The following is an 8,217-nucleotide window of genomic DNA, read 5'->3' on the forward strand; positions in this document are numbered from 1 at the left end:
GCCCGCGCCTTGACCGACGGCCTGGGCCTCGAACGGGCGCACACCGTCGTCGAACTGGGCCCGGGTACCGGCGCCGTGACCGACGTCATCCTGCGCCGGATGCCGCCCGGCGCGCGGCTCGTCGCCGTGGAGCGCAACCCGAACCTCGCCGCGCGCCTCGCCGCCCGGTACCAGGGCCGGGCTGTGCGGATCGTGACCGGTACCGCCGAAGACCTTGCCGGCATGGTCGACGCCCCGGTCGACGCCGTCGTCTCCGGGCTGCCGTGGACCGTCATCCCGCACGGCACGCGACGCCGCATCCTCGACGCCGTCACCACAGTGCTGGCCGCCGGCGGCAGTTTCAGTACCTTCGCCTACAGTCACGCCGCGTGGACGCCACCGGCCAGGCACTTCACCGCCGAGTTGCGCGCGCGGTTCCGGACCGTTTCCCGCACTCCGTGCGTCTGGAGCAACCTGCCACCCGCATTCGTCCACCGGGCCAGCCGGTGAGGAGGCGCCAGGCTTGCGGAAGCAACGGTCAGCTGATGCCCAGGCTGCCGAAGTCGTACATCCCGTAGTAGTCGGTCACGAACACGTTCGTGACCCGCGGGTTGCGGTAGTTGAGGGCCTTGTCGTACACGAACGGCACCATGACGGCCTCGTCCATGACGATCTTGTTGATCTGGCCCCAGATCTCGGCGGCCTTCGCGGCGTCCGTCTCGGCCTTGGCCTTGTCGATCAGGCTGTTGACCTCGGCGTTGTTCAGCTCGGCGTAGTTCAGGTTCCCCGCCGAAACGATGCCGCGACCGTCGACCAGCACCTGGAGGAAGCCGTAACCGGTCGGGAAGTCGGCGCCCCAGCCGGCCATCATCAGACCGTAGCCCTTGGCGTGCACGTTGGACGGCGAGCCGATGGTCGAGCGGAAGTACAGCGAGACCTCGGTCGGGTCGAGGCGGGCGTTGATGCCCACGTTCTTCAGCGCGGCCTGCAGCGCCTCGGCCGTCTTCGGCTCCTTGCCCGAGTTACGGGTCGCGATGACCGTGTCGAAACCGTTCGGCTTCCCACAGGCGGCGAGTTCTTCCCTGGCCTTGTCGATCTGCGGCTTGCCCGACTTCGTGTTGTACGGGTCCAGGTTCGGGTCGTAGCCGGCGATCGTCGGCGGCAGCATGTTGATGGCGATGTCACCACCCGCGTCCGCGCCACCACGAGCGGCCTGCATCGTGGTCTTGTCGGTCGCGTACTGCACGGCCTTGCGGCAGTGGATGTTGTCGAACGGCGCGACCTTGGTGTTGATCGAGAAGTAGCGGACGAAGCCGATGTTCGGCGTGTCCGCGTTCTTCTTGTTGGTGGGTTCTCCCAGAATCCGCGCCTGAGTGCCCTGCTGGACACCGGTCTGCGCGACGTCGATGTCGACGGTGCCGGAGATGAGCTGGTTGTCGATGTCTGCCGCCGCTGTGCCGATGGTCAGCTCGATCTGGTCGGGCAGCGCCTTGCGCACGGTGTCGGTCTGCGGGTCCCACTGCGCGTTGCGCACCAGCACGGCCTTCTTGCCCGGGACGTACGACTCGAACTTGTACGGTCCGGACGAGACCGGTTTGGTGCCGTACCCGTCCTTGGTGTCCTTCGCCGCCGGGACCGGACCCGCAGCGGTCATGGCCAGGAGGTACGGAAAGTCCGCCAGCGGCCGGGCCAGCGTGAACACGATCGTCTTGTCGTCGGGCGTCTGCACCGACTTCAGGCCGAGCTTGTTCGGGTCGGTGTCCTTGTACGGGCCGGGGTAGCTCTGGCCCTGGTCGAGCTCGTCGATCAGGTAGGTCGGGCCGCCGGAGAGCACGTCCTGGGCGAAGATCCGCTCGATGCCGTACTTGACGTCCTTCGACGTGATCGGCGAGCCGTCCTCGAACTTGATGTTGTCCTTCAGCTTGAAGGTGTACTTCTTGCCGCCGTTCTCGATCGTCGGCAGCGCGGTCGCCAGGTCGGGAACCAGTTTGAGGCCGTCCTGACCCGGCCTCGCCTCGTTGGTCAGCAGCGAGCGGACGTAGTAACCCTTGCTGAAGTTCCACACCCACGCGTAGTACGCACGCACCGGGTCGAACGAGTCCGGGTCGCTGCTGCTGACGAGCTTGAGCGTGCCGCCCTTCCTACCGGACGGGTTGACGACGCCCTTCGTTGCGGCGTTGAAGCTGGGCGTCCCATCCGTCGCCGGGGTCGAACCGCTCGACAGACCGGAGCCTGCCTGGTTGTCCTTGTCGTCCTTGTTCAGCTGGCTCAGGAAGGGCAGGCTGGCCAGGACGAGGACGACGGCGATCCCGGTCAGGCCGGCGGCCAGCCAGCGCCGCGAGCGTAGCGGCCAGGGCCGGGGGATCATCCGTCCGGGGAGGTCGGCGAGGCGCTGTGGTGGCGCCGCAGCGATGGGACTGTCGATGCGGGGGACCTGAGCGAACATCGGGGCGACGGGAGGTGCCGGCGCGGGGGATGTCATCGCCGATGCCCCAACGGCCGCCGGCGACGCGGGCGCGGCTGCGGGTGACGTGGGCGGAGCCGCCGGTGACGTGGGCGGAGCCGCCGGCGACGCGGGCGCGACCATCGGGACCATCGTCGGCGGTTGGTACGGGCGGTTGGCAGGGTATGGCGGGGGTGGCGTCCGGTGGGGGGTGGCGGCGGGGACTGCGGCCGTGTCGGGTCCGGCTGGGATGGCGTGGACGGCGCCGTCGGCAACCACGAGTTGTGGCTCGTCGAGGACCGTGGCCGGTCGGCCGGACGCTCGGAGCAGCATGGTCGCCACCAGCGGTGTGCGAGTCGCGCCGCCGACCAGGAACCAGCCCGCGATGCTCTCCGGCCGGACGCGGGCCTCCCGAACGGTGGCCAGCGTGGTCGTGATGGTCTTGTTCAGCACGGGGGTCGCCGCGCGCTCGAACTCCTCCCGGGTGACGATCACGTCGCGCTGGGCCGCCGCCACGTACATCGTCGCGGACGACTGCCGGGTCAGGGCCTCCCGGGCCTCGCGCGCGTCCTGCCACAGCTGCAGGCGGTGGTAGCGCCCTGCCGGGTCCGTCGGCTCGCTGATGCTCCGCCATACCTGCGGTGCCGAATCGGCCAGCGATGCCCCGACGTGCGCCACGACCAGCGCGTCCAGGTCGAGGCCGCCGATGTCGTCGATCCCGCGGTACGCCAACGTCTCGAACTCACCGCCGGTGCGCTGCACGACGCTCACATCGAAGGTGCCCGCACCCAGGTCGTAGACCACGACGCTCTGCCCGACGGCGACGAGGTTGCCCAGCACCGCGGTGAAGTAGGCGGCTGCCGCGACCGGCTCGGCCAGCAGCACCGGCGCCGGCAGCCCCGCCAGCCGCGCCGCGTCCACCAGCACCTTGCGTCGCGCGGGCCCCCAGGCGACGGGGTGCGTGAGGGTGACCCGCTCGACCGGGCCACCGGCGACCCGCCGGGCTTCGGCGGCCACTCGTTGCAGCGCCGCCGCGACCAGTTCGGCGACCGTGTGGACCCGGTTGCCGAGCAACACGTCAAGCTCGTCGATGCGTCGTTTCGGGTTCGGCTCGAATCGGCCCGGGTCGGCGCGGGCGGCTCGCTCCGCGTCGCGGCCGACCAGCAGGTGGCCTTCCACAGCGGCGAACACCGCCGAGGGCAGCAACGGCGAACTGTCGAACAGCAGCGTCCGGCTGCGCCCGTCCGGCCACCGCAGCACCGCGACAGTATTGGAGGTGCCGTAGTCGATGCCGAGATGAATACCCGTCACGCGCAGCAACCCTAGGCCACACGACCGGCCACGACACATCGGCCGAACCGGCGCTGCTTTCCGGGTTGAGCGGCGCGCGTGGACGCCGCCACAATGCGTCCCTGCACGGCCTTCGTAGCTGCCGGAAGTCGCACGCAAATGGACCGCTAGCAAGCCGGACGTGGTCGCTCACTGCACCGCCCGCGGTGCGGCCGGCTGGCATGCTGGCGGGTATGCATGAGCTCGTGCGGCTCGCCGGCTTCTTCGCCGCCCACCAGGCCCGCAACGTCCTGAACCTCTCCGACGGCGAGGTCCTCTTCCCGATGCACGGCTACGAGCACGACGACCACGGGCGGGGCATGACCTGCTTCGTCGGCGAGATCGGCCGGGACGTTCTCGCCGACAACGAGCACGGCGCGCAACGGGCAGTGCTCGTCGTCGACGGCTACCTCAACCTCGACGCCGGCAGGTTCGACGCGCTCATCATCGAAGCCGTCGAGTACGGACCCGACGAGGCGTCGATGACGATCGCCGTGCCGTACCGGCTGCCGGCGAGCCCCGGCGGCTTCGCCGTCCACCGGCCGAAGTTCATCAAGCTCACCGGTGTCGACCGGGCCGGGCTCGGCGAGGCGTTCGGCGCCGGCGTCGACAGCCACCACGAGGCCGCCGCGGTCTGGCACGCCCACTTCGACGACTCGATCTGAGAACGCTCCGGAGCGCGCACCCCGCCGGGCCTATCGTGATCGGATGACTGACAACGGGCCGGACGGGTCCCGCTGGGTCCGGCTGCTGCCGGGCGTCGCGGCGATCCGCGGGTACCGGCGGTCCTGGCTGCGAGGCGACGCGCTGGCCGGCCTGACCGTCGCCGCCTACCTGGTGCCGCAGGTGATGGCGTACGCGACCCTCGCCGGCCTGCCGCCGGTCACCGGCCTGTGGGCGATGCTCGCGCCCCTTGCCGTGTACGCGCTGCTCGGCTCCTCCCGTCACCTGTCGATCGGGCCCGAGTCGACGACCGCCCTGATGACCGCGACCGTGATCGCCCCGCTCGCCGGCGGCAGTCCCACCCGCTACGCGGCGCTGGCCGCCGCCCTCGCCGTCGTCGTCGGCCTGCTCTGCATCGGGGCGGCGGTGGCCCGGCTGGGCTTCCTCGCGGACCTGCTGTCGAAACCGATCCTGGTCGGGTACCTGTCCGGCGTCGCGATCATCATGATCGTCAGCCAGCTGGGCAAGGTGACCGGGGTACCAGTCACCGGTGACACGCTTGTCGAGCAACTGCTGTCCGTCGTCCGGCACGCCGGCCAGGTCGACCTGGGAACCCTGGCGTTCTCGCTCACCGTGCTCGGCTTCCTGTTCCTCGTGCGGTGGTGGCGGCCGAAGGCGCCGGGGCCGCTGCTGGTCGTGCTGCTCGCCACCGCCGCGGTGGCCGCGTTCGGCCTGCGCGAGCACGGGATCGCCGTGGTGGGCGCGGTCCCGGTCGGCCTGCCGGGGCCGTCGCTGCCGGCCGTCGGCGACCTCACGCACCTGTTGCTGCCGGCGGTCGGGCTGGTGGTGGTCGGCTACACCGACACCGTGCTGACCGCCCGGGCGTTCGCCGCCCGGGGCGGTTACCGCATCGACGCCAACCAGGAGCTGCTCGCCCTGGGCGTGGCCAACGTCGCCGCGGGCGGGTTGCAGGGGTTCCCGATCAGCAGCAGCGGCAGCCGTACCGCGCTCGGCTTCGCGGCCGGAGGCCGCACGCAGCTGGCGTCGGTCATGACGCTGGGGGCGATCATCGGTGTACTGCTGTTCGCCGCGCCACTGCTCGAGCTCTTCCCGGTCGCGGCGCTCGGCGCCCTCGTCGTCTACGCCGCGGTACAGCTGATCGACCTCGCCGGGTTCCGCCGCCTGGCCGCCTTCCGCCGCAGCGAGCTGCTCCTGGCCTTGGCGACGTTCGGCGGCGTCCTCGCGCTGGACATCCTCTACGGCGTGCTGCTCGCCATCGGCCTGTCGGTGGCCGAGCTGCTGCACCGCGTCGCGCGGCCGCACGACGCGGTGCAGGGTCTCGTGCCCGGCCTGGCCGGCATGCACGACATCGACGACTACCCGCAGGCAACAACAATTCCCGGGCTTCTGGTGTACCGCTACGACTCCCCGCTGTTCTTCGCGAACGCCGAGGACTTCCGGCAGCGGGCGCTGGCCGCCGCCGACAGCGGCCCGACGCGATGGTTCGTGCTCAACGCCGAGGCGAACGTCGAGGTCGACATCACGGCGCTGGAGGCCCTCGACCACGTACGCCGGGTGCTGACCGGCCGCGGCGTGGTGTTCGCGATGGCCCGCGTCAAGCGCGACCTGCAGGACGAGCTCGACGCGTTCGGCCTCACCGCCTCGGTCGGCACCGACCGCATCTTCCCCACCCTGCCGACCGCGGTGGCCGCCTACCAGGAATGGCGCCGCCACCACGACAAGCCGGCCGCGGGCTGATCGCAGCGAGCCTGGAACGGGTGATCCGTTCGGTTGGTCCTGACCGCGTTGGGATTACCTATGCTCCTGCAATGCGCGACGTCGAGCTGGCGATTGACTACGGAACGTCGAACACGGTGGCGTTGTTGCGCTGGCCCGACGGCCGGACCCGGCCGCTGCTGTTCGACGGCACGCCCCTGCTCCCCTCGGCCGTGTGGGCCGACGACTCGCGGCGGCTGCTGACCGGCCGCGACGCGCAGCGCTCCGCCCGGCACGATCCGGCCCGCTACGAGCCCAACCCCAAGCGGCGCATCGACGAGCTCGAGGTGCTGCTGGGCGACACGGCGTACCCGGTGCAGCAGCTCATCGCCGCCACCGTCGGCCGGGTGGTACGCGAGGCGCAGCAGGCGGCCGGCGGACCGATCGGCCCGGTCACCGTCACGCACCCGGTGGCCTGGGGTCCCGCTCGCCGCGCGGTGCTCACCGCGGCGGCGGCTGACGCCGGCATCGCCGAGCCGACCCTGCTCGCCGAGCCGATCGCGGCCGCGACCTACCTCGCCGGCCTGGCGGGCCATCCGGTCCGGCCCGGGCAGTGCGTCCTGGTGTACGACCTGGGCGCCGGCACGTTCGACGCCACCGTGGTGCGGCGTACCGAGACCGGCTTCGAAGCGCTCGCCTACCGGGGCCTGGACGACGTCGGCGGCCTCGACCTCGACGCCGTCATCGTGCAGCTGGTCGCCGCCACCGTCCGCCCGGAGGAGACGGACCGCTGGCAGCAGCTCCTCTCCCCGACCAACGCCGAGCAGCGACGCCAGCGCATTCTGCTGTGGCAGGACGCCTGCGACGCCAAGGAGCTGCTCTCCCGCCAGCCGGCCACCGCCATGCACGTCAGCGGCCTCGGCCGGGACGTGATGATCACCCGCGCCGAGCTGGAGGAGGCCGCGGCACCGCTGCTGCGCCGCACGGTCGACACCGCGGCGGCGACGCTCCGCGAGAGCCGCCTGGTCGAGGGACAGCTCGTGGCGGTGTTCCTGGTCGGCGGTGGCAGTCTCATGCCGCAGGTCGCGACGATGCTGCACCGCGCGCTGGGCGTCCCGCCGATGATCCTGGAGCAGCCCCAGCTCGTCGTGTGCGAGGGCGCCCTGGCCGGCGGTCTCACGCCGCCCAAGGAGCCGCGCCCCGCTCCCCTGCCCGAGCCGCTGACGCCCGAGCCGCTGACGCCCGAGCCGGTCGCACCCACGCCGGTGGCCGCCGCACCGGTGGCACCCACGCCGGTGGCGGCCGAAGCGGTGGTGCCGCCATCCGTGGCGCCTCAACCCGTAGCACCTCAACCCGTGGCTGCCCAGCCGGTGACGCCCGCACCGGTCGCGCCGAGGCCGGTGACGCCCGCACCGCAGCGCACCGGGAAGGTGCCGGGTGCCGTCTGGCTGGGCGCCGGGATCGCCGCGCTGGTCCTGCTGCTGGCGTTCGCCATCACCGCCGCCGTCGACGTGCATTTCGACGCCGACGACGTCTCCTTCCCGTTCTGGCTCGCCCCGCTCGTCGCCGGGCAGGTCCTCGCCGCCGGTGAGCTTGTCCGGAGGGTGGCCGTCCCGTGGGTCTGGCTCCTGGTGGTGGTGCTCGCAGGGATCGGACTCGCCACGCCCGCCGAGGATGACGTCAACTCGCTGTCGATGCTCATCACCGCCGCACTGCTCGCCGTCGCCGCGGTGTACCTGCGCCCAGGCCGCTCGATGTGGCTCAGCAAACTGGCGTGGGCCTTCGGCATCAGCACCGCGGTCTCGCTGATCCCGATGATCTTCCTGTCGATCTCGTCCCGCGGCGCCGGCGGCCCCGAGCCGCTGTTGGCGGCCCTGGTGCCGACGGTGCTCGGCATCGCGGGTGGTCTCCTCCTCGTCCTTCGCCTCAATGCCCGCCGCGAGGCGGCCCCCACGCCGGCCCAGGCATCGGCGCGCTGACCGAACGGGCCGCGACCCGACCGCCGCCCGACTCGGCACCTGCCACAACGCCGCCGGTCGAGGCTTCGGCGTGAACGGTTTTGACAGAGCGTGCGGGCGGCAGCGTGG

The 8,217-nt window shown here is 71.7% G+C and carries 5 protein-coding genes; 4 read left to right on the plus strand and 1 reads right to left on the minus strand.

The annotated features are described in order from the left end of the window. On the plus strand, positions 1 to 489 hold a 489-nt coding region (locus ABZS66_RS58975; protein WP_354773325.1), incomplete at its 5' end, for a methyltransferase domain-containing protein. A gap of 28 nt (positions 490 to 517) precedes the next feature. Here the strand turns inward: ABZS66_RS58975 and ABZS66_RS58980 are convergent. Beyond that, positions 518 to 3,733, minus strand: coding sequence for an ABC transporter substrate-binding protein (locus tag ABZS66_RS58980; RefSeq protein ID WP_354773327.1), 3,216 nt, complete (start codon positions 3,731 to 3,733; stop codon positions 518 to 520). A 212-nt stretch (positions 3,734 to 3,945) separates the two neighbouring features. Here ABZS66_RS58980 and ABZS66_RS58985 point away from each other — a divergent pair, with 212 nt between their 5' ends. The 3 genes from ABZS66_RS58985 to ABZS66_RS58995 all read left to right on the plus strand — a co-directional run bounded on the left by ABZS66_RS58985 (position 3,946) and on the right by ABZS66_RS58995 (position 8,109). Continuing rightward, the gene (locus ABZS66_RS58985; RefSeq protein ID WP_354773329.1) at positions 3,946 to 4,416 is read left to right on the plus strand and encodes a hypothetical protein; all 471 of its coding nucleotides are present in this window, start codon (positions 3,946 to 3,948) and stop codon (positions 4,414 to 4,416) included. A 43-nt stretch (positions 4,417 to 4,459) separates the two neighbouring features. Continuing rightward, on the plus strand, positions 4,460 to 6,172 hold the full coding sequence (locus ABZS66_RS58990) for a SulP family inorganic anion transporter (RefSeq protein WP_354773331.1): 1,713 nt from the start codon (positions 4,460 to 4,462) through the stop codon (positions 6,170 to 6,172). A gap of 71 nt (positions 6,173 to 6,243) precedes the next feature. Further along, positions 6,244 to 8,109: an Hsp70 family protein gene (locus ABZS66_RS58995; protein ID WP_354773333.1), complete on the plus strand. Its 1,866-nt coding sequence runs from the start codon at positions 6,244 to 6,246 to the stop codon at positions 8,107 to 8,109. Positions 8,110 to 8,217: the final 108 nt, after the last annotated feature.

It is taken from the genome of Dactylosporangium sp. NPDC005572 (genome assembly GCF_040605515.1).
GTDB lineage: Bacteria > Actinomycetota > Actinomycetes > Mycobacteriales > Micromonosporaceae > Dactylosporangium.

What these genes read in the sequence shown, in the direction of transcription:
- ABZS66_RS58995 (WP_354773333.1), top strand. Translation starts at nt 6,244, where the DNA reads ATGCGCGACGTCGAGCTGGCGATTGACTACGGAACGTCGAACACGGTG.
- ABZS66_RS58990 (WP_354773331.1), top strand. Translation starts at nt 4,460, where the DNA reads ATGACTGACAACGGGCCGGACGGGTCCCGCTGGGTCCGGCTGCTGCCG.
- ABZS66_RS58985 (WP_354773329.1), top strand. Translation starts at nt 3,946, where the DNA reads ATGCATGAGCTCGTGCGGCTCGCCGGCTTCTTCGCCGCCCACCAGGCC.